Source organism: Streptomyces sp. NPDC002690 (assembly GCF_053592415.1).
Window position 1 is genome coordinate 1 of record NZ_JBSFVR010000130.1, and the last position, 19,482, is coordinate 19,482.

Here is a 19,482-nt window from a genome sequence, read left to right on the forward strand (position 1 = left end):
GCTCCCGGGCACAGCGCCCGGGAGCCCGTCGTGCCGCCGGCGCCCCGGTGGCTACTTCCGGCGGCCGGTCACCCGCGCGATCCAGGTGATGAAGTCGGCGGCGTCGGTGTTGGAGCCGTGCCCCTGGTCCCAGTACATGAGTGAGTCCACGTCGTCGCCGAGGCCGTGCAGGGTGGCGGCGAGGTTTCCGACGACCGTCAGCGCGGTGTCGGTGTCCTTGGTGCCCACGCGTATCCACCAGTGCTTCGCGCGGCCGGGGTTGTGGCGCGCGAGGTGGTACATCGGGTTCATCAGGTCCAGCAGCGCGGGGATGTCGCCGTCCACGCGGGTACCGGTGAGCCCGGTGGTGTCGTGGCGCTGTCCGTACGCGGTGAAGTGCCGGGCCTCACTGGTGCCGGTCCCGAACTCGTTGTTCTCGCCGGCGGACAGGTCGAACGCGTCGAAGGCGGGAGCGGTCTTCTTCCGTGCGCCCACGTGGGTGAGGTAGTCCGCCCACGTGAAGGTGGCCCGGCCGTTCTCCCAGGTGATGAAGGGGTTGGCCGACAGGTACGTCGAACGGTCGGCATCGGATAGGCCCTTGAGATAGGTGGTCGCGGCCGGCCGGAGATAGGTCTCCAACAGGTAGTCGTCGTAGTTGCGCGCGGTGAGCGGACCGAAGCCGTTCAGCCCCTTCAGCCGCAAGGACGCCTGGTACTCGGCGAACTGGGCCCGCAGTTCCTTGGACACGGACTGGTCGAGGGTGCCGCTCTGCGGGGTGTTGGCGCCCCAGTTCCACTCGTACGCGCCGTCGGCGTGCTCCAGGTCGGTGATCGGGCACCAGTCGCCGCCGGCGAACACGGCGTCGCTCGCGTCGGCCGCCCCGATCTCCTTGAGGTACGGGGCGTAGAGCGCGCTGTCCCCGGAGGCGCCGAGGAGCGCCGAGAGCGCGCCACCCGCACTGGTGCCGGTGGACACGATGCGGCGGGTGTCGCCGGGGATGCGGCCCTGGTTGGAACGGACGTACCGGACGGCAGCCTTGAGGTCCACGATCGCGGCGGGCGCGGTGCCGTAGTACGTACCGTTCGCGTCGGTGAGGGTACGGCCCCGGCAGCCCGGCTCCACGACCACGTACCCGGCGGCCAGGCCCAGCTTGGGGAGGCTGACCATCTGGCCCATGCCGTTCAGCATGTCGTTGGAGCCGGAGGGTGCTTCGGTGGTGCCGGTCGTCGGGGTGCCGGTGCCCGTATCGGCCGGAGGTGTGCCGCCCGTCCCGGGGCCGCCCGCCCCGCCCGGATCGCCCATCTCCATCGCGGCCTCGCCGACACCGGCGGCCGTGGCCACGCTCGCGGGGAAGTAGCCGCCCACGGCGTTGGAGAAGAGAATCGGCGCGTTCGTCGCATCCACGGCCTTGCCGTCGATCCTCACGGGAACGCTGACCACCAGACTCTGGTGCTCCGCGTCGACCGGCGCGGTGACGTAGGTGATGGCCTTCCAGAAGTGGTAGGTCACCTCCTTGTCGCCCTCGTCGGTGGTGATGGTCGTGGTCAGTTCGGTGTACGCGCTCGGGTCGAAGGTCAGGGCCCCCGAATTTCCCGGCTTCCCCGCATTCCGCGAAGAGTTACGGCTTTCCGCGGTCGCGTTCGTGGCGAATCCCCCGACCGCTGCCGCCCCTGCGACCGAGCCGAGGCCCACGACGACGGTCCTGCGTTTCACTGCCCTGTGCTTCACGGATTTCTCCCTTTGCGGCAGCCGGAACCGCCGTACGTGCATTGGTCGCGTGCAACTGCCGCGTGTGCCGGACGACTACACGGGCGCATTACTTCTGCGCTTTCGAACCTATGGCATCGTCCGGCGAATCTTCAACAATCCTGTTCACTTTCCCGCAGAGTGCACAGGTAAAGGAGACTGTATTCACAGGAATGGATATGAGAATTCCCTGAGTGAATATCTGAGAATTTCTCATCATTGCCGTGGAAGCTCTTCGTGGTCTGCGCTTCCGCAAGGGCGCGGCGGTGGGGCCACGAGAAGGCCCGGGGGGCCGGTGAAGCCCGGGGCTACCGGCGAGGGAGGAAGAGGGTGTACCCACCTCTTTCCACTCTCAACATATAGCGCACGGGGGGCCTTGCGGCAAGGCCCCCCAGGTGGCGCACAATCGGCGGCCGACCTCGGATTTCCGTACGTCGTCCGCCCCACCCAGGAGCCGCCCGCATGCCCTCGCAGCCCTCCGCAGCGCGCCTGAGCACCTCCCCGGCCGGGAGCGCGTTCGCGCTGCCCGACCGTCTCGCCGCGAAGGCCGACCCCCGGCTGACCGCCCGCGACGAGGAGCACTTCGCGGCCGTCGCACGGAGCCTGGAGGAGTCGATCGCCGAGCTGACCGCGCAGCTCGACGCGGCCCGCAGGGCACCCGGCGGCGCGGGCAGGCAGGCGATGGACCGGGACACCGAGATCCGCCGCCTGACCGCCCGCCTGCGCACCCTGCGCCGCTTCGGCCTCGACCTCTGCCTCGGGCGCATGGTCGCCGACGCCGGCGAGGAGCCGGTGTACGTGGGACGGCTCGGCCTCACCGACCGTGCGGGGCGACGGCTGCTGCTCGACTGGCGCTCGCCCGCCGCCGAACCGTTCTTCGGGGCCACCCACGCCAACCCGATGGGCCTGGCGAGCCGCCGCAGGTACCGCTGGACCGAGGGCCGGATCAGCGACTACTGGGACGAGGTCTTCACCACCGAAGGCTTCGACGGGCACGCCGCGCTGGACGACCAGTCCGCCTTCGTCGCGAGCCTCGGCGCCGACCGCTCGCCCCGGATGCGGGACGTCCTCTCCACCATCCAGGCCGACCAGGACGCCATCATCCGCGCCGGATCGCGCGGCGCCCTGGTCGTGGACGGCGGACCGGGCACGGGGAAGACCGTCGTGGCCCTGCACCGCTCCGCGTACCTCCTGCACTCCGATCCGCGGCTCGGCCACCGCCGGGGCGGCGTGCTCTTCGTCGGCCCGCACCGGCCGTACCTGGACTACGTCGCCGACGTCCTGCCCAGCCTCGGGGAGGAGGGCGTACAGACCTGCGTCCTGCGCGACCTCGTCGCCGAGGGGGCCGGGGCGTCCGCGGAGAGGGACCCGGAGGTGGCCCGGCTGAAGGCATCCCGGGAGCTGGTGGTGGAGGCGGTCGAGGCGGCCGTCCGGTTCTACGAGGAGCCGCCCGCCCACGGCACGACGGTCACCACCCACTGGGCCGACGTCCGGCTGAGCGCCCGGGAGTGGGCGGCGGCCTTCGCGGCGGCGGAACCCGGCACCCCGCACAACGAGGCCCGCGAACAGGTCTGGGAGGAACTCGTCACCATCCTGGTGGACAAGCACGACGAGGACACCCCCACCGAACGGCTCCATGAATCCCTGCGAACCAACCGGGAGTTGGTGGAGGCGTTCGACCGGGCCTGGCCGCTGCTCGACGCCGCCGACCTGGTCGGGGACCTCTGGTCCGTACCCGCCTACCTCCGCAGATGCGCCCCGTGGCTGGAGGCCGACGAGCGGAACCTGCTGCGGCGCGAGGACACCCGCGCCCAGGAGTGGACCGTCTCCGATCTGCCGTTCCTGGACGCCGCCCGGCAGCGGCTGGGCGACCCGGACGCCGCCCGCCGCAGGCGCCGGGGCGAGGCGCTGATCGCCGCCGAGAACGCGCGGATGGCCGAGACCGTGGACGCGCTGCTGGAGGCGGACGACGACGGCGAGGGCGTCATCACGATGCTGCACGTGCGCGACATGCGGGACGCGCTCACCGACGAGTCCGCGCTCCCCGGCACCGATCCCGACCTGCTCGCGGGCCCGTTCGCGCACATCGTCGTGGACGAGGCCCAGGAACTCACCGACGCGGAATGGCAGATGCTGCTGCTCCGCTGCCCTTCCCGCAGCTTCACCGTCGTCGGGGACCGAGCCCAGGCCCGCCACGGGTTCACCGAGTCCTGGCGGGAGCGCCTCGGACGGGTCGGGCTCGACCGGATCGAACTGGCCTCCCTGAGCGTCAACTACCGCACCCCGGCGGAGATCATGACCGAGGCCGAACCGGTCGTCCGGGCAGCGCTGCCGGACGCCAACGTGCCGACCTCCATCCGCAGCAGCGGCGTCCCCGTCACCCACGGTTCCGTCGTCGACCTCCGCACGGTCCTCGACGACTGGCTCGACACCCACCCGGAGGGCATCGCCTGCGTCATCGGCGACCCGACGTTCCGTGCGACCGCCCGGGTGCGGTCGCTGACTCCGCAGCTGGCCAAGGGACTTGAGTTCGATCTCGTCGTACTGGTCGACCCGGATTCCTTCGGCCCGGGGATCGAGGGGGCCGTGGACCGGTACGTCGCGATGACCCGGGCCACGCAGCGGCTGGTGGTCCTGAGGAGGGCCTGACCGGACCCCGGGGTGCTGCCGGGAGCCACGCGGTGGTGGGTGGAGCCGCGTGCGGCTGCCCGGACTCCGGGTCAGCACGGCGGTGACCACCACCGTCATGAGCCCGCCCGCCCCGTTCTGCCTGCCCGGTACGTCTACCGGGGTCATCGTGCGGCCACGGCGAACGGGGGTGACGGGTGGGCCCGTCAGGGAGTCCGGACCTCGCGCTCAGAGGGTCCTGGCCAGGATGAGGTCATTGATCCCGAGCATGTCGATGGCACCGCCCCGGGCGTCCAGCAACCGTCCTGTCTCCAGCAGGAGTTGCCTCAAGTGCCGTTCGGGCAGGACGCGGTAGGCGGAGACCGAGGCGAGGAAATCGAGATAACGGGCGGTGTCGTACCGCAGATTCCGGCGGAAGCGCACCGCACGCACGTCGGTGAAACGCCCGTCGCGCCGCATCTCGTCCACCGGCCACTCCGGCCCCACCCGTCCGTCCACGGTGCCCGCCTCTTTCCCGTAACGGGAGGCGAGCGCGTCGTGCGGGGGCTCCTCCACGCCGTGCAGGCGGTCGATGTCCCTCAGTTCGGCGAAGAGGTCGGGGTCGATCGCCGCGACCGGGTTCCAGAACAGAGCCAGTGTCCCGCCGGGTGCGAGTGCGGAGTGGGCGAGGTCCCAGCGACGCACGGGGTCCACCCAGTGCCAGGAGGTGGCGGCGTACAGCAGGCCGAAGTCGCGACCGCCGGGGCTCCACGCCTCGAAGTCGCCCACCGCCACCTCTACATGGGGGTACGTGGCCGTGTTGCGGCGCAGCACCTCGGCCATCCGGGCGTCCGGCTCGACACAGACGACCGGCACTCCGCGTGCTGCGAAGAGCCCGGTGGCCTTGCCGGTACCGGCGCCGACCTCCAGGGCCGTACGGCCGCCGAGGGCGGCGTACTCCAGCACCTCCGTGACCAGCTCGTCGGCGTACCCGGGGCGCCCGTCGTCGTACGCCTCGGCCACCTCGCCGAAGACCGTGCGGCGCGGGGCCGCTCGGCCGGTGTCCTTGAACCGGTCAGGTGCGGCGGCCATGGGTGTTCTTCCGATCCGGGGTGCGGGGTGCGGGGTGCGGGACGGGTGGTCGGTCGTGGGGCGCGGGTGTCGTCAACCTACCGATGGGTGGTGCGTCGCGGTCAGGGAATCGCGTCTTGGCGACGGGTCTGGGGTCGGCCCCGCGCGTGATACCGGGCCGGTCGTGTTCCGTACCCCGTGGTGGCCCCGCCGGGTGTGAGCGTTCCCGGCGGGGCCACCACGGGTGTCACCGCGGTGCGGGCCCGGTCAGACGACCGTGCAGGCGCTGCCGCCGAGGGTGAAGGCGGAGGGTTCCGCGTAGGTCCCTGTGTACGTCCCCTGGAAGCCGAAGTTCTGGGTGCCTCCGGGGCTGATGACGGCGTTGGAGGTGGTGTTGTGTGCGGTCACCGCGCCGCTGGTGGGGCTGACCGTGGCGTTCCACGCCTGGGACACCTGCTGACCGGAGGGGAGGGTGAAGGCCAGGTTCCAGCCGTTGACGGCGGTGGTGCCGGTGTTCTTGACGGTGACGTTGGTGGTGAACCCGCCCGGCCACACGTTGGGCGTGTACTCGACCTGGCAGGCGGCCTGTCCGGCCGGCGGTGTCGTCGTGCCGCCGCCGGGCGGGTTCGTCGTGCCGCCGGTTCCGTTGCCGTTGGTGTCCTGGCCGTCGGTCACGGAGGACGAGAAGGAGGAGAGCGAGAGGCCCGCCCCGCCCACCCACGGCTCGAAGCCCGCCTGCACGCTGGTCAGGTACCAGTTGGAGGACGCCATGCCCTGGCTGACCGTACGGTCGATGAAGTCCTTGACGTCGAACGACCAGCTGGTGATCGCGGACGGGGCGACGAAGGAGATGACGTCGTTCCCGCCGTTGTTCCCGGTCCAGATCTCCCAGGTCTTGCCGCCGATGGTGGCGCTGCTGGTGGGCGATCCGATGGGCTGGATGGAACCGACCCGGTTGAACCAGATCATGATCTCGGTCTTGTTGACGCCGTCGGTCTTCGGCTGGGGGTCCAGCCAGATGTCGAACGCCGCGTCGTAGGTGGCGTTGCTGACGTACCCGTACGTCAACGACGTCGGCACGGCCGCGATGGTGTCGATCCGCTTCGGCAGGTTCGTCCCCGGCGAGCAGTTGGTGTAGTGACAGCCGAGGAAGATCGACGGGTACGACTTCGGGGCGCCGTTGGTGGCGACCGACCCGTCCGCCTGGGTGACGGTGAACCCGCTGTCGGTGACGTTGATGCACTGGGTGGCGCTGGTACCCCAGCGGTTGTTCTGGACCGTGTAGCGGCCCTGGACGGTGGTGGAGCCGTACTGCTCGCAGATCTGGCCGGTCGCCTGCGCGGCGTCGGTCGCCGCCTGGGTGGGGGTCGCGGTGAGCAGCGCGGTGGTCGTACCCAGCATCAGCGTCAGAGCTGTCAGGAGGGTGCGTGCACGGTGTCGCATCATGTCCCTTCGGGCCGTGGGGGAAGGTGGTGGGGCAGCCGTGGGAGCGCTCCCATCAGTTGGGGACTGTAGGGGTGGCCGGGAGAGGGTGACAAGACGGAGGACGGGGTTTGTTTCCTGCGTGGGGAGTGAAGCGCTTCGCCCGAACTCGGCTTCTGAGCATGCCGAGTTCGGGTCGCGCGTGCGCCCGTCGTCGATGGTCGGACGACGACGGGCGGCCCGTGTCGGACGACGGGGCACGGTGACCGCGTCGCTGGGAAGCGCGCTCACCGTGCCCCGTCAGGGGGTTGCGGCAGTCGTCAGGCCTTCGGGGCTATGACGGCGGCCGTCCCGTAGGCGCAGACCTCGGTGCCGACGTCCGCCGCCGTGGTGACGTCGAAGCGCATCGCGAGCACGGCGTTCGCGCCGCGGGCGCGAGCCGCCTCGACGAGGCGCGCCATGGCCTCGTTCCGGGTCTGCACCAGGGTCTTGGTGAGGCCCTTCAGCTCGCCGCCGATCACGGACTTCAGGCCGGCGCCCAGCTGGGAGCCGATGTTGCGGGAGCGCACGGTGAGGCCGAACACCTCGCCGATCACCTGCGTCACCTCGTGGCCCGGTACGTCGTTGGTGGTCACGACCAGGACGTCCGAGCCCGTTGCGGGGCCGCCGGTGTAGTCATCGATGGACATGTCATTCGCCTTGTGTGAGGAGGGGAGCTCGGGACGGGTCGCCACCGAGTGAAATCGACGTCCGGGAACGTTAGTTGCTGATCCGGACGAGCGCTTCCCGGGCCATGGCCAGCTGCCCGACGAGGTTGGGGTGGGCGGAGCCGGAGGTCACCGGCAGCAGCGGGTTGATCCACCGCTCGGCCGCCGACCGGCACATGTCATGACCCGTGAAGAGGCCGGTCGTGCTGACGAAGTCCGTCTGCTCGAGCTTGGCCGAGAGCTCCAGCATGAAGTTCAGCCGGTACGTCGTCTGGTTGAGCCAGGCGATGTCGCCCTTGGTGAGGGGGGCGGAGGTGCCGCAGGTCGATCCGTCGGCGGGGAAGAGATTCGGGTAGCCGACGACGACGACGCGGGCGTTGGGGCTGCGCTTCTTGATGTCGGTGAGCATGTCGGTCACGCGCGGGCTCAGTTTGCTGAAGGCCGCGTCCACGGCGGCGGCCTCCTTGTCGCGGCAGGGAGTGCCCTCCTTCGTGGTGAGCCCGGCGAGCACGCAGGTGGTGAGCACGTCGGTGAAACCGAGGTCGTTGCCGCCGAGTGTGACGGTCACCAGATCGGTGTCCTTGCCGAGGGCGTTGACCTGGGGAGCGGCCGTGCCCTCCCAGTTCCACAGCGAGCGTGTGGTGGCGCCGGAGCAGGTGACGTCCTTGAACGCGGCCGGCTTGACCGTCTGGGCCACCCAGGCCGGGTAGCTGCCCGAGGTGCGCCCGCACGCGGCGTTCGTCACCGTGCTCAGGCCCTCACCTGAGGCGTACGAGTCGCCGAGGGCGACGTAGTCGGTGACGGAGCCCTGGCTGGAGGTGCTCGCCGCTCCGGCCGGAGCGCTGCCGGCGAACAGCAGCGAGGCCGCGGCGGCGGCGAGAGCGGCGGTGGCCGTGGCGCCTCTGCGGAGCTTGGTGAGGTGGCGGGAGTGCGTCATCGATGTCCTTGCGCGAAATGGGTTCAATGAGACATGACGGAACAGTGAGGGCGCACGGAGCGGCGGTGCCGCGCGGTTGTCCCTCGGGGGGTGGTCGGTAGGAGGTCGGGGATCGCGGCCGGGCTCCGGGGCCGGGCCGCTCGGGGATCAAGCCGTCGGGTCCGGACGGTGCCGGCGCAGCACGTCGGCGATCCAGCCGATGAGCAGGGCGTTGAACAGCGCCCCGAGAACCATGGAGAGGAGGAAGGCCACGTCGCTGTCGGGCAGGGTGATCAGCGCCACGACGCTGCCGGGGGCGGTGGCGATCAACGGGATGACCGCCGCCATGGACTCGTCGCCGGACATGACGACCGCCCACCCGAGCAGAAGGACGAAGCCCACGAGGTAGACGCGGGCGGCGAGGGTGCCGAGGGCCCGGCGCACGAACCGGAGGATGGATCGGCCTGGACCGGCCATGGTGGTGGACTCCTGGGGGTGACGACCGCGGTGCGGCTGTTCGGCGGGAGGTTCGGGAACCGGATACGGGCGACGGCTTACGGGCGACGGCTTACGGGCGACCGAAGGGGGCCGGGGCGGACGACCGGGCGGGGCGGGCGGCCGGGCGGTCGGTCAGGCGGAGGAGTGGGGCGGGTTCGGGTGGGCGAGCCCGAGGTCGTAGGCGAGGATCGTCGCCTGGACCCGGTCCCGGAGTTCGAGCTTGCGGAGCAACGCGTTGACGTGGGACTTCACGGTGCCCACGGTGATGCCGAGTTGCTCGCCGATCTCGGTGTTGGTGAGTCCGGCCGCGATCAGGGTGAAGACGTCGAGTTCGCGGGCGGTCAGGTGGGCCAGTTCGCGGGGGGTGCTGCCGCCGGGGAGTCCGGAGCCCGGTACGGACGCGTAGTGGTTGATGAGTCTTCGGGTGGCGGACGGGGCGAGGACGCTTTCCCTGGCGGCCACCACCCGGATTCCTTGCAGGAGTTCCTCGGGGCGCACGTCCTTGAGCAGGAAGCCGGAGGCTCCGGCGCGCAGCGCGTCGAAGACGTAGGAGTCGAGGTCGAAGGTGGTCAGGACCAGGATGCGCGGCGCGTCCGGGCCGCTGCTGATGATCCGGGTCGCGGCGATACCGTCGAGTTCGGGCATGCGGACGTCCATGAGGATCACGTCGGGGGCGAGTTCGGCGGCCAGACGTACGGCTTCGATGCCGTCGGCGGCCTCGCCGACGACCGTCATGTCCTCCTCGGCGTCGATGACCGCGGCGAACCCCGCTCGTACGATGCCCTGGTCGTCGACGACCAGCACGTTCAGGCTCATCGTTGTCCCTCCTTGTCGTCGCGCCGCGCGGTGTCGTCGGGCCGCACCGTGTCGTCCCGTCGTGGTGCGTTCGGCAGCGGTGCCGTGGGTGCGGTCGGTGCGGTCGGTGCCGGAGGCGGCAGTGGCAGTCGGACGAGCACCGGGCCGGACGGGCGGGTGGTGCAGGTTCCGCCGATCGCTGCCGTACGTACCGTCAGCCGGCGGCCGAGGGTGGCCCGGGCGGTGTCCGGAACTCCGGTCACCGAGAGTGTCAACGTCTCGTCGTCCGCATCGAGTGCGACGACCATGGCCTCGTCGCCACCGGTCGCGAGTGCGCTCTCGCACGCATGGTAGGCAGCGAGATCCACACTGGTGGGCAGCCATCTCGGCATGCGGTCGGTCAGGCGTATCTCGATGTCCCTGCCGGTGGCCCGGAGTTGGTGGACGAGGAGGTCGAGGGCCTGGAGGGTCGGCTGCGGACGGAGCTCAGGTGCTGACCGGTCGTCACGGACCGTGTCGAGCAGCGCGCGCATCGCGGTGAGGGCTTCGCGGGCGCGTTCGGCGACCGCGTCGAGCTTGCCCGCCTCCGCCTGTGCGACCAGGTCCACCGTACGTGCCAGCACCGTGGTCTCCAGACCGGCGGCGATCCTGCGGCGTTCGGCCCAGGCGTCCCGTACCGCCTCCTCGGTCCAGGACGCGAGGTGGTTCGCCTGGGAGCCGCGGGCGGCCCGGCGGCGGCGCCCGCGCAGGACGCCGATCCACCACGCGGCTCCGACCGCTCCGGCCGCCGCGATCGTCGCTCCCGCGACGACCGCCCGGACCGGGACGCCGGTGCCGCGGTGCAGGACGGCGGTCGTGGTGGCCGAGGCGTGCACCACCACGGCCGTGACCGGCCCGGCCCACAGGCGCAGGGCCTCGCGACGGGCGGCACGGCGTCCGTCGCGGTCCAGCGGGGTGTCCGGGGAGGTGTCCGGGGAAGAGTCCGACGGGGCGTCATCGCGCGAGACGTCGGGGGCGGTGCCCGGCGGACCCTCGTACGGGCGGGCGGCGGCGGTGCCCGCCGTGACGGAGATGATCACCGCGCAGAGGGCGGCCGTGCTCAGCAGGGGCGGCAGGAGGACCGGGCCGCTGTACGCACCCGCTGCCATCGCCACCGGCCAGAGCAGGGCCAGGCCGAAGACGGACGCCTGGGTCACCACGGGCGCGCGGTGGCGCCACAGCAGTGCGAGGGCCTGTGCCGAGGCCAGCAGCGCGAAGAGTACGCCCGCCGGCACGCGCTGGACGTCCGTCGCGGTCCGGTCCGTGTGGATGACCAGCAGCGGCAGGAGCGGTTCCACGACGAGGCCGAAGGCGGCGGCCGTCTGGGCGAGGCGGTAGGCCCGCGGGACCGGCTGCTCCACCGATGCTGCGGCGTGCTTGCCGGGGAGCGTCGCGCGCACCTCCCACCCGCCCTCGTCGGTGGGGCCGCTGGTCAGGGTGCCGCCGGCCTCACGGGCCCGGGACCGCAGGAAGCCCTGACCGCGTCCCGAGCCGAGGCCCGCGCCGTGCGCCGCCGATCCGGCGGGCGACGGCCCGCTCCTGACCAGCAGTTCCGTGCGGGTGTCGCCGTACACGCACCGTACGGTCGTGGGGGCCCCGGGGGCGTGCCGCGTCACGTTGGTCAGAGCCTCCCGGAGGATGCCGAACACCGCGTCCGCGACTGCTCCGTCCGGCAGTGGACCGATCTCGCAATCCACCCGCCGCCCCAGTCGGGAGAACCCGGCGACCAGCTCCTCCAGCCGTTCCTGCGGGGACGGGAGTTGGTCCCGCGAGGGAGTCGGCGCCCGCACGGCGCCCAGGGCCCGGGTGACCTCGCGGCCGGTCTCGGCGGCGAACGCCAGTGCCTCGTCCACCATTTCGGGCCGGCGTTCACGCAGCCCGAGCGCCGCGCCGGCCGTGACGACGACCGCCGTCAGGTGGTGCGCGCTGACGTCGTGCAACTCCCTCTCCATGCGGCGTCGTTCGACCGCCGGAAGCCGGTGGCGCTCGATCTCCGCGACCTTCAGCCGCTCTTCGGCGGCCCGCCGTGCCCGGTGTGCGCGGCGGGCCAGCAGGCCGGCCGCGCAGGCGGCGGCGTACATCGAGGTGGTCAGGACGCGGTCCAGCTCGGTCCGGTCGCTGAGTCCGTTGAGCGTGACGTCCCAGACGAACTGCCAGGTGGCGAGCGACACCACGCCCAACACGCAGGTGAACGTGTCGCGTTCGCGGGCCACCGTGTAGAGGGCCAGCGCGACACCCGCCGTTCCGAGGACCGCGGTCGCTCCCGCCGGCAGCGGCTCGGCACCCAGCGCGCAGGTGACGACGACCAGGGCGAGGGCGCCCTCGGGCCGCGAACGGCGGAGGCAGAGAGCGGCTGTCGCCGGCCCGGCGACCAGGGCCGCGAGCAGGACGGCGGACCCGGACGGGACATTCCCGCGGATCAGTTCCGCCCCCGGCCACACCACGGCCTGGACGCAGAGCAACAGGAGCGGGAGCAGCCGCTCGTCGGTTCGTTTCATGACAACTCAAAGGCTATGAGGGCGAGTGAACGGCTTCCTCGCGCTGGAGGACGACCTCGATCTCTTACCAGGGGTGGAGGGACCTCGCCCGTGGGTCCACGCGGCGATCGTTCCGCAGCGTGAGGACTCCGGCGAGGCCCGGTCCTAGGCTCGATCCCATCGAGAAAGCGGCAGGCCAACGGCGCCGCCTTCCCGGACATCGCTTCGAACCACCCATCCGCTCCGACTCCGGGGGATCACCATGTCCAAGTCCAAGCGCGTCATCGTCTCGTCCGTCATCGGTGTCGTCGCTCTCGGCGCGATCGCCGCCGGCGGTTACGCCATGGCCTCGACCACCACCGCACCGACGGTGGAGAACAGTTCGGTCCACTACACCGCTCCGACCTCGCACAGCGCGGGTCAGCTCAGCTACTCCGCCGACGTGAGCGACGATTCGGGTGTCCGCTCGCTCAAGGTCGTCGCCTGGCCGAAGAGCTCGAAGCTCGAACCGACCGCGGCGGAGATGCGGTACGTGGACGACGCCACCTGCCGGAGCACCTCCGACGAGACCGTCCACTGCACCTACGCGCCGACCGTGTCGAAGAAGGAGGCCGACGAGTCGGCGGACGGCACCTGGTACGTGTCGGTGCTGGCGACGGCGAAGGACGGCGACACGGAGTTCGTGGCCCGCGCGGCCACCTTCGAGATCACCCGCTGATCCGTATCCCCGGCCGGCCCTCCTGCCGGGCCGGCCCACTCCCCGGCCGGCCCTCCCTCCGGGCCGGCCCACCCGCTCACGTGGGTATCCACGCGGGCCACCACCCCGGGACGTCGTCCACGCAGAACGGCGACGGGTAGTCGTCCGGCATCCCCAGCCAGGTGGCCGCGAACCAGACGAGGAAGAGGGTGGCGGCGGTACCCGCCGCGACCGGCCACCCGCCGTGGAACCGCCGCCCCAGCAGCCCGTACGGCAGGGCCCAGCACAGGGCGCCGACGATCCAGAGCGGGACGAAGAGAAGGACCAGCGTGAACGAGTTCCCGGAGGAGTTGCCCACGTCGCACGTGGCCCAGGCCCGGCCGATCAGGAAGCTGGACGTCGCCGCCGCGAGCAAGCCGGACACCGCACCGACGCCACACCCTCTGCCCCACATGTCCTGCCCACCCCGGCGAGTACCCGGGCCGTGCCGGGCGTCGTGTGCGAGAGATCCGCGCGCGTGGGGCGGGCGGGCCGCACCGTGATCAGATGCGGACCGCGCCGTAGAAGCTGCCGATGGTGCTCATCGACTCGACACGGACGTAGGCACCCGGGTAGGGGGCGTGCAGCACCTTGCCGCCGCCCGCGTACAGGCCGACGTGCGAGTTGCCGTTGAAGAAGACCAGGTCGCCGGGCTTCAGCGCACCCTGCGAGACGTGGGTGCCCTGGTTGAACTGCGTGTACGTGGTGCGGGTGATCTCGGCACCGGCCTGGTGGTACGCCCACTGGGTCAGGCCCGAGCAGTCGAAGGAGTTGGGGCCCGTGGTCACGGAGTGCGAGTAAGGCATTCCGATGCGCGTGCTGGCGGCCTGGAGCGCGGCGCCTCCGAGGGCGGACGCGGGGAGCTCGTTACCGAGCTCGACCCGCGCGCCGGAGCCGCGGCTGGCGCGCTGGTCCTGCGCGGCGAGCTGGGCGCGTTCGGCCGCGGTCAGGGTGTTCAGCAGGTGCTGGGCATCGGCGAGCTTCGTCTGCGACGCCTTCTTGCTCTTGCCCAGCGCCTCGCGGACCTCGGCGAGTTCGCTGAGCTTGCCCTGGGCTTCCTTGCGTTCCTGGGCGAGGGTGCGCTGCTTGGACTGGATCTTGTCCAGCGATTCGGCCTGCTTGGCCGTGAGGCTGTCCAGGGCCGACGCCTGGTCGAGGAAGTCGTCCGGGTCCGAGGAGAAGAAGAGCTGCACGGAGGGGTCGATGCCGCCGCTGCGGTACTGCGCGGTGGCGATGGAACCGAGCTCGTTCCGCAGGGTGTTCAGCTCGGCCTGCTCGCGCGCGACCTTGTCCTGGATCGCGTCGACTTCCTTCTTGAGCTTGTCCTGCTGCTCCTTGGCCCCGTTGTACTTCTCGCTGGCCTTCTCGGCCTCCTGGTAGAGCTTGTCGACCTTCGCCTTGACCTCGCTCTTGGTCGGCTTGGGGTCGGCGTGGGCCGCCTGGGAGGTCAGGGCGACCGCGGCGGCGGCGGTGGCGGTGAGCACGGTCACGCGGGCGCGGCTCGGAGATTTGGGACGACGGTGGGACGCCACGGAGGCGAGCTCCTTCTCTTCGAGCCGCCCACCGGGCCGCTGGGGAGCTGAATCCCTGGCTCCCGGCACGTCACGGACACGACGGCGCTTCGCTTTCACCCGGATGGGTGGTCGGTCGTGCGAAGGTTCGAGCCCTGACTTTAGTGACCACCCTGTGATCAGAGCAATCTCCGCCGGGCGAATCGTGATGCGCGCGAGGTTTCTTTACTCACAACACACAGGGCGTAACGGCCACTTGACGGTTCGCTTCCACCGGGCCGGACGAGAAGCCCGCAGAGTTCCCGGATCGGTCATACGGGTCATGGGTGGTCTTATGTGTATTTCGAGCCATCCGGTGGAACTCGATTCTCCCCTCCCGTGCGCAGGCCGGGGAAGAAAGTGCGTCCGTGGGCACGGTCCTGCCGAAGAAAGGGTGAGGCGGTGTCGTCCGGGATGTGCGAATCTTCTGGCTCCCCAAGGCGGCAGAGAAGACTCCGATGACCTACGAAGACGCCCTCAAACAGCTCGGCGACCTCGCGAACGAGCGGGCCTTCGGGCGGCACGTCGGGTCCGACCGGCTCATCCGGGCAGGGCTGGACGCACTCCTCGCCGAGGTCGAGAGTCCCTCCCTCGCCCTGCTGGCGGGCCTCCTGAGGAGCGAGGAGCCCGAAGCCCCCGCACTCTTCGATCAGGTCCTGGAGGAGCTGGGACTGCTCTTCCATCTGCCCGCCGACCCTCGGGCGGCACTGTGGGCGAAGGCCCGTTGGATCGCCGGCCGGATCGCGGACGGGTCCCTGGACCCCGCCGCCGGCACCCTCCTCATCTGGTCGGATGTCGCCTACGACCTCGGCTACCCCGAAGAGTTGGGAGACATCGTCGCCTGCGCGTCCAACCTGGACGACTGGGAGGAGAGTTGGGGCGTCCCCTTCGAGGAGCTCCAGGGGGAGGCGGTCGAGGCGGCGAAGCGGTTCCTGACGATCGGTGCCCCCCGGCAACCCCCGGCGTCCGCAGCCGAGCCCACCGCGCCCTGAACCCACGACCGGTGGTGTGTGACGAACGAGTCGGTGGGGGGCAAGGGCCCCGGGGATGGCGGTGTGATGAACTCGGTGTGGCTGGTCCGAACGCGACGTCGGAAGGGTGAGGTGTCGCCGCGCGGACCGGCCTGAAAAAGAGGGGGGCAGACATGCCGTTGCAGAATTCACCGCTGTGGTGGCTCTTCGCCATCATGAGTGCGGCGTTCTGGCTGGTCATCATGGTGCGAGCCATGCCGACCCGGGGTTTGAAGGCGTTTGTCGCCACCGGGCCGGTAGCGCTCTTTGTCTGCGTGGCGGGTTACTGCCTCCGATACGGGGACAGTTTCGCCACGGCACTTCCCGTGTACTGCGCCGCGGTGATCGCTGGTCCGACGGGGTTTCTCGGGCACAGGAAAGCGCTGCGCGAGAAGCTGTCCGACCCTGCTGTCGCCTATGGCGACGCGGAGGGCCCCTGGACGCTGCAGGCCTGCGTCTCTCTCCTGGTGTTCGGCGGGCTCGCGGTCTACTACGTGACTCACTAGCTCCGGTTCCTCGGGGGAGGGTCTTACGTGCCCTCCGTGCCCTACGTGTCCTCCTCGTCGACCACCGACCGGTAGTACGCGATCTTCTCCTTCAGGTGCGCACGTTGACGGAGGAGGTCGGCCAGTCGTTTCTCGACCTGCGTGTCGTGCGCCTCCAGGGCGGCCAGCCGCTGCGGCACGGTTCCGTCTCCCGCCTTGGCCAGCTTGGTGTAGCTCCGCATGTCCGCGATGGGCATTCCCGTCTCCCTCAGGCACCGCAGCACCGAGAGCCACTCCAGATCGCCGGGTGAGTAACGCCGGTGACCGCTGGCCGAGCGGGCCACCGGGCCCAGCAGGCCGATGCGGTCGTAATAGCGCAGGGTGTCCAGGCTGAACCCCGACTCCGTGGCCGTCTCGGCTGGCGTGAGTAACGCGGCTGCGGTCAGCTGTTCTGCTTCCATGGCGGCCATTCTGCCGCCGCCGCGGACAGATACCGGTCGTCGTGACTTGATCCGGAGCGCGCTCCGGATGTGAGCCTTCGTGGACCGGGGCGCGGACCGTCGCCCACGCGCTTTCGGCGCTCCCCGTACAGCGTTTCGACGCATTCCACGCATTCGACCGAGGAGACACATGCGCCATCACCGCATCGGCGACCGGAACGTCAGCGTGCTCTGCCTGGGGGCGATGCCCTTCGGCGCACGGATCGACGAAAGGACGTCCTTCGCGCTGCTCGACCGGTTCGTCGAGCGCGGCGGCAATTTCATCGACACGGCGGACAACTACTGCTTCTGGATCGACGGCTGCACGGGAGACGAGAGCGAAACCCTGCTCGGCCGCTGGTTCGCCCAGCGCGGCAACCGGGACGAGGTGGTCCTCGCGACCAAGCTCGGCGGCCGGCCGGTGGGTCCGGTCGGCGCGGACCGTGCGGACGACATCCTGGAGGGGCTCTCCGCCCACGCCGTGCGGGACGCCCTCAAGGGCAGCCTCGAACGTCTCGGCACCGACCGCGTCGACCTGCTCTACCGGCACGTGGACGATCCGGACACCCCGCTGGAGGAGACCGTGCGCGCCTTCGGCGAGCTGATCGCAGGTGGGACGGTCGGCATGGCAGGCGTGAGCAACCTGACCGCCGGACGGCTGCGCTCCACCGAGGAAGCCGCAGCCGCACTCGGCCTGCCCGACGCCGTCGCGCTCCAGCAGCGCCACACCTACCTCCGCCCGCTGCCCGGTACGGACTTCGGGGTCCAGCGGTACGCCGACGACGCGGTCCTCGCCGAGGTGCGCCGCCGGCCCGAGCTGACCCTGCTCGCCTACACGGCCCTGCTCGACGGCGCCTACTCCAACCCGGCCAAGCCGCTGCCCGCCCCGTACGACCACCCTGTCTCGCACCGGCAGTTGGCCGCACTGCGCGAGGTGGCGGCGGAGACCGGAGCGACCCCCAACCAGGTGGTGTACGCCTGGCTGCTGGGCGGGGACCCCACCGTGCTGCCGGTGATCGGCGTCTCCACCCTTGCCCAGCTGGACGAGGCCCTGGATGCGGTCGACATCGAACTCACCTCTGATCAGCGGGCTTTGATGGACGCGGCGCGCGCGGAGCCGCTGCCGGGTGAGTGAGGCGTACGGGCCGCTCGCCGGCCGCCCGCGTGCCCCGCGGTGCGGGGAGGCGCCGGCGCGTCCTCGCGGCCGACGGGCCCGTGGGGGCGGCCCGGCGGCCGGCCCTTACCCTCGTGTGATGTCGAGTCGAGCGGTGACAGCCGGAGTGGGCCTCGCGCAGGTGCTGGCGCACTGTGGGGGCAGTACGGACGGAGCCGTGCACTACCTGGCGGGTGCCATCGCCTCCGCTCCCGGAGCCCCCGAACCCTACGCGGCCCTTGAGGAGTTGTGGAGGGACAAGCCCTCGGAGCTGGCCGAGGTCCTCCGGGGTGCCGACACCCTGCGGCGGGTAGTGGCGCAGTCGTACGTCCGCTTCCTCGAAGGCGACGCGAACGGCGCGGCGCACGCGCTCGGTTCGGTCACGGGGGTGCGGCCCGACATCGCATGGGGCGAGGCCCCCTGGTTCGGCGATGCGCGGTTCCTCGACGCGGTGAGTCCCGACGCGCTGGCCGAGGCCGCGATGCGAACGATGGGCTACGGCCATGACCTGGACACCGAGGGCACGCGGGAGCGGTTCGGGCCCTGGTTCCGGGCCATCGACGCGGTCACGGTCGCCGCGCGGCGTCCTTCGCCGGACGCGTTGGCCAAGATCGCGATCCTGCTGCGAGCGTGCGGTCTCACCGAAGCGTCCTTCGCACTCTGCGACCAGGCGGACTCCGTGGAACGGGTCATGCTGACGGAGGTGGTACGAGCCGGCACGTGGCGGAAGTTGGGAGACCCGGGGCAGAACGAGGCGGCGTTGGAGCGCGCCCTGGCCCTGGACCCCGCCAACTGGTCGCTCCATCTCGACCTGGCCGATCTACGCGTCGAGCAGGGCGACTTCGAAGCCGCCGTCCGGCTGATCGATCAGGGCCTGGAGCACGAGCCGTCCGAACCGGCGCTCCGTGCCGCCGGGGCCGCCTACCGGGCGCGCCTGACCGGGTCACCCGCCGAGCTGAGCAGGCTCATCGAGCTGGCGCCGGACCTGGCCAACAGGCCGTACCGGGACTTGCTGATCGATCACGCGTGCGCCGGCCCCGGGCTGCCCGCCGAACTCGTGGCGGCGGCCCGTCGCATCCGGAGCGGCTGAGGACCGGCACGCCCCGGGGCTTCACGGCCGCGACCGGGGCGCCGGGGCCCGTCTCCGGGATGCCAGCGCCGCCCGCAGCACGGGGACGAGGACGGTGCGGGCTTCGGCCGGGGTGAGGGCGGCCGGGGTGGGGAGGGGGTTGAGGTAACGGGTGTAGATGAGGCCGCCGAGGACGGTCACCGCGGCCGTGGCGCGGGCGGTGGCGTCACGGCCGCCGAGAAATTCAGCGAGCCGGGCCAGTAGTTCGATCTCCAGGTACTCGCCGATCGCGGCGGCAGCCAGGCTGCCCTGGGCGGAGAGCGTACGGAATTCGGCGTCCTCCCACAGGCCCGTCACCGCGTCGATCAGCCGGTCGGGGAGCGTGGCCGGGTCGCCGCCCAGTACCTCGTCCACGGTGAGCGCGGTGACGCACTGGAACCGCATCACCTCCGCGAACAGGCCCCGTTTCGAGCCGAAGTGGTACGCGATGAGGGCCATGTCCACGTGTGCGGAAGCGGCCACCGCGCGCAGGGTGGTGCGGCGGTAGCCGAGTTCGAGGAAGAGCGCGCGGGCCGCCGTCACGATCGTCTCGCGGGTGGGCGGATTGCCGCGCGGGCGGCCCCGGGGTCTGGGGCGTGTGTCGAACCTGGCGCCGTCCGCCCGGAGGGCGGGTCCGGCGGCGTCCGGTGCGTGCGATCGCAAGGCGGAGGGTCACCCCGAGACTGGATGTATCGGGGTTACCC

General features: G+C 71.2%; 18 protein-coding genes. 6 read left to right on the forward strand and 12 right to left on the reverse strand.

Annotation, left to right across the window (positions count from 1 at the left end; translation table 11 throughout):
* Positions 1 to 51 precede the first annotated feature (51 nt).
* A complete protein-coding gene (locus ACWD3D_RS18005; RefSeq protein ID WP_451461816.1) occupies positions 52 to 1,749 on the reverse strand; it encodes a subtype B tannase in 1,698 nt (565 codons plus the stop codon).
* 438 nt (positions 1,750 to 2,187) lie between these two features.
* Here ACWD3D_RS18005 and helR point away from each other — a divergent pair, with 438 nt between their 5' ends.
* Entirely contained in the window at positions 2,188 to 4,374 is a 2,187-nt protein-coding gene (gene helR, locus ACWD3D_RS18010; protein ID WP_451461817.1) for an RNA polymerase recycling motor ATPase HelR, read from the forward strand.
* Positions 4,375 to 4,581: 207 nt separating this feature from the next.
* Here helR and ACWD3D_RS18015 read toward each other — a convergent pair whose 3' ends face one another.
* From ACWD3D_RS18015 to ACWD3D_RS18045, 7 genes are all read right to left on the reverse strand, one after another.
* Positions 4,582 to 5,424 (reverse strand): class I SAM-dependent methyltransferase, encoded by an 843-nt coding sequence (locus ACWD3D_RS18015; protein ID WP_451461818.1) that lies wholly within the window; start codon positions 5,422 to 5,424, stop codon positions 4,582 to 4,584.
* Between the two features lie 246 nt (positions 5,425 to 5,670).
* Complete coding sequence (locus tag ACWD3D_RS18020) at positions 5,671 to 6,846, reverse strand: GH12 family glycosyl hydrolase domain-containing protein (RefSeq protein WP_451461833.1); 1,176 nt, start codon at positions 6,844 to 6,846, stop codon at positions 5,671 to 5,673.
* Between the two features lie 299 nt (positions 6,847 to 7,145).
* Positions 7,146 to 7,514 (reverse strand): YbjQ family protein, encoded by a 369-nt coding sequence (locus ACWD3D_RS18025; RefSeq protein WP_451461819.1) that lies wholly within the window; start codon positions 7,512 to 7,514, stop codon positions 7,146 to 7,148.
* A gap of 70 nt (positions 7,515 to 7,584) precedes the next feature.
* Positions 7,585 to 8,469 (reverse strand): SGNH/GDSL hydrolase family protein, encoded by an 885-nt coding sequence (locus ACWD3D_RS18030; protein WP_451461820.1) that lies wholly within the window; start codon positions 8,467 to 8,469, stop codon positions 7,585 to 7,587.
* Between the two features lie 147 nt (positions 8,470 to 8,616).
* Positions 8,617 to 8,925, reverse strand: a complete 309-nt coding sequence (locus ACWD3D_RS18035; RefSeq protein ID WP_451461821.1) for an SCO4225 family membrane protein — start codon at positions 8,923 to 8,925, stop codon at positions 8,617 to 8,619.
* Between the two features lie 153 nt (positions 8,926 to 9,078).
* Positions 9,079 to 9,762 (reverse strand): response regulator, encoded by a 684-nt coding sequence (locus ACWD3D_RS18040; RefSeq protein WP_451461822.1) that lies wholly within the window; start codon positions 9,760 to 9,762, stop codon positions 9,079 to 9,081.
* Positions 9,759 to 12,278 (reverse strand): histidine kinase, encoded by a 2,520-nt coding sequence (locus ACWD3D_RS18045; RefSeq protein ID WP_451461823.1) that lies wholly within the window; start codon positions 12,276 to 12,278, stop codon positions 9,759 to 9,761. Before ACWD3D_RS18045 ends, ACWD3D_RS18040 begins: the two co-directional genes overlap by 4 nt.
* A gap of 241 nt (positions 12,279 to 12,519) precedes the next feature.
* Here ACWD3D_RS18045 and ACWD3D_RS18050 point away from each other — a divergent pair, with 241 nt between their 5' ends.
* Positions 12,520 to 12,975 (forward strand): DUF5707 domain-containing protein, encoded by a 456-nt coding sequence (locus tag ACWD3D_RS18050; protein ID WP_451461824.1) that lies wholly within the window; start codon positions 12,520 to 12,522, stop codon positions 12,973 to 12,975.
* 76 nt (positions 12,976 to 13,051) lie between these two features.
* Here ACWD3D_RS18050 and ACWD3D_RS18055 read toward each other — a convergent pair whose 3' ends face one another.
* Positions 13,052 to 13,378: a hypothetical protein gene (locus tag ACWD3D_RS18055; RefSeq protein WP_451461825.1), complete on the reverse strand. Its 327-nt coding sequence runs from the start codon at positions 13,376 to 13,378 to the stop codon at positions 13,052 to 13,054.
* A gap of 118 nt (positions 13,379 to 13,496) precedes the next feature.
* Positions 13,497 to 14,525, reverse strand: a complete 1,029-nt coding sequence (locus ACWD3D_RS18060) for an NlpC/P60 family protein (RefSeq protein ID WP_451461826.1) — start codon at positions 14,523 to 14,525, stop codon at positions 13,497 to 13,499.
* A 476-nt stretch (positions 14,526 to 15,001) separates the two neighbouring features.
* On the opposite strand from ACWD3D_RS18060, the gene ACWD3D_RS18065 reads away from it, so the two are divergent.
* Entirely contained in the window at positions 15,002 to 15,535 is a 534-nt protein-coding gene (locus ACWD3D_RS18065) for a hypothetical protein (protein WP_451461827.1), read from the forward strand.
* A 152-nt stretch (positions 15,536 to 15,687) separates the two neighbouring features.
* Positions 15,688 to 16,059: a hypothetical protein gene (locus tag ACWD3D_RS18070; protein ID WP_451461828.1), complete on the forward strand. Its 372-nt coding sequence runs from the start codon at positions 15,688 to 15,690 to the stop codon at positions 16,057 to 16,059.
* A 41-nt stretch (positions 16,060 to 16,100) separates the two neighbouring features.
* Here the strand turns inward: ACWD3D_RS18070 and ACWD3D_RS18075 are convergent, their stop codons facing one another.
* Positions 16,101 to 16,499, reverse strand: coding sequence for a MerR family transcriptional regulator (locus ACWD3D_RS18075; protein WP_451461829.1), 399 nt, complete (start codon positions 16,497 to 16,499; stop codon positions 16,101 to 16,103).
* Between the two features lie 169 nt (positions 16,500 to 16,668).
* On the opposite strand from ACWD3D_RS18075, the gene ACWD3D_RS18080 reads away from it, so the two are divergent.
* On the forward strand, positions 16,669 to 17,652 hold the full coding sequence (locus ACWD3D_RS18080) for an aldo/keto reductase (protein ID WP_451461830.1): 984 nt from the start codon (positions 16,669 to 16,671) through the stop codon (positions 17,650 to 17,652).
* Between the two features lie 118 nt (positions 17,653 to 17,770).
* Positions 17,771 to 18,760: a tetratricopeptide repeat protein gene (locus ACWD3D_RS18085; protein WP_451461831.1), complete on the forward strand. Its 990-nt coding sequence runs from the start codon at positions 17,771 to 17,773 to the stop codon at positions 18,758 to 18,760.
* A 21-nt stretch (positions 18,761 to 18,781) separates the two neighbouring features.
* On the opposite strand, the gene ACWD3D_RS18090 is transcribed toward ACWD3D_RS18085, so the two are convergent.
* Positions 18,782 to 19,441, reverse strand: a complete 660-nt coding sequence (locus ACWD3D_RS18090; protein WP_451461832.1) for a TetR family transcriptional regulator — start codon at positions 19,439 to 19,441, stop codon at positions 18,782 to 18,784.
* Positions 19,442 to 19,482 lie beyond the last annotated feature (41 nt).